The organism is Devosia sp. Z6_126, assembly GCF_058133495.1.
This window is the reverse complement of sequence record NZ_JBYUNO010000015.1, coordinates 1-1,956: the sequence shown is the minus strand read 5'-3', so window position 1 is coordinate 1,956 and position 1,956 is coordinate 1. Positions and strand designations below refer to the sequence as shown.

At 57.6% G+C, this 1,956-nt stretch carries 1 protein-coding gene; it reads left to right on the top strand.

Annotated elements, in window-relative coordinates; all coding sequences use genetic code 11:
* The first annotated feature begins 538 nt into the window (after nucleotides 1-538).
* Nucleotides 539-1,210 carry an HNH endonuclease signature motif containing protein gene (locus AC3YOG_RS20620; protein ID WP_489936468.1) on the top strand — a complete coding sequence of 224 codons (672 nt, stop codon included), beginning with the start codon at nucleotides 539-541 and terminating at the stop codon, nucleotides 1,208-1,210.
* Nucleotides 1,211-1,956: the final 746 nt, after the last annotated feature.

Genomic DNA, 1,956 nt, shown 5'->3' with positions numbered 1-1,956 from the left:
AATGACAAAACTGACTTCTGGTTCCACCAGAAAGCAGAGCCTGTGGATAACGCGAAGCTCGCCAGTAGGAAGCCAACCTCCCTTGGGCCGCGCTAAGGGAGCCTCTGCCCCGAGGAGGCCTGTCCAGCTCTGGTCGGCTGAAGCGGCTGCGATTTTCGGGCTCAGCTTTGTGGGGCACAATAGCAGGGCCGACAGTTTGCAGCGGAAACTCTCTCGGGTCGAGACTCACAGGGACCTACTGCCAGTCACCCCCGCCTTCAGCCGATAGCACTCCTTGTACCGCCACCATCCTGCGGGTTTCCACCCTTAGTAGTTTTCCCTGATGGAGATGGAAACAGACCACGAAGCTCACGCCGTCGTTGTTATCAATGAACAACGCCGTCCCCTCCTGAGGAACAACGTTACACTCGTTCGGGCCCAGTTTGCCGACCGTGTAATACGGTGTGCAGGAGCGCGGGGGCTGCTTTATCAAAGCCGGTCCAACAAGTACCCGTCCGGCTATTTCGCATCTGCTTGGCTGACCCACGCGGATCTGGATATGAGCAAGCCAAATTACCTGGTGCTGCGCTTGGCCGACATCGTCGAGTTCAGAGAGCCCGTTCCGGTTCCGGCCGGCGGACCGGTCCCGGAGAGCTATGCTCGACATGATGACGGCAAGCTGCACGGCAGGCGGTTCGCGGAAGACTTCCGCTTCATACCCAGTGGTGAGTTCAGCGCAATTCTCGCTTTCAACGACTTCGACCAACCACCTACGAGTCTCGAGCCATCGGGCATGCTGGAGAACGAAGACACCGTTCGGCAGCGAGTTTGGCGTAGTGCATGGCATCGCGATCTGGCTGTTCGAACCGAAGCTTTACCGCTGTACAATTTCCAATGCGCATTTAGCGGACGGCGCTTATTGAGCGTCGATGGAAGAACCACAGGTCTGGAAGTGTGTCATGCCAAACCGGTAGAATGGGGAGGGCCTGACACGCTCTCCAACCTGCTGGTCGCCACTCGAGACTTTCACTACCTGTGGGACAGCGGCGTGATTGACATTCTGGATGACCATACCTGGGTCGTAGTAGGATCCAGCCAGGATCCCAATATTGCGAGCCGCAAGGGCCCTCAAACACTATTTATTCCGTCCAATCCCGAACATCGGCTGGACGCACAGTTCCTAAGGGCACATCGAGAACACGTTGGCCGCCGCTACGGTACCGCGAACTGACATGGCGGAGTCAACTGGGCGCCTTGCCGGCAGCGAACCATACGTCAGCGTCGAAGAGAGTGGCTGAAGATGACAGCCGAATGCGGACACTTGCGCTTTTGCGCAGCATCCAAGCTAAAATTGAGCACCAGACAATTATGGCAAATCACCCAACGGGACGGCAAGCCATACCAGCTGCGGACTGCTACTTATCAGCCCTGGCTTATGGCTTCTGGCAATAATGTAGCTTTTTCGTACCTCAAGCCATGCCACCGGGTTGCCCATGGTGCGCGCCAGTCCACTGAGAGAACGATCGAGCAGTGTGACCGCTTTTTAGAACACTTTGAGGCACAAGCCAGACCAGCCAAGCTCTTGAACCAGGGACACCCTGCATCGTGGCCGGCGTTCAAAATGCCGGCCCATGTTAATTTGGTACGAACACCCGCCTTATCGCTAGAGAGCTGAAGGACGATCGCAACCGCTCTTGGGCGGCGTGCCGCTCGACGCGGCAGTCAACTGCACTTCGAAGCGTCGAGGTCTTGAGACAGCCGGGTGAGATGATGAACGAGCACAGAAAAGCAAATGAGGTTGCGGGGCAGTCCGACGAGCCCTTAGCGGAACTGCAGTGCGATTTTGGGCACGGCGGGGCCTTGGGGCTTTGGTGGCACCTGGATTCTTACGGCTGGCACTGGTTCACAACAACAAACTCCCGCGGAGAAGTGGGTAGCCGCGGACTTCCTCCTCAGCTCGGGTGCTGTAGCGGCTGT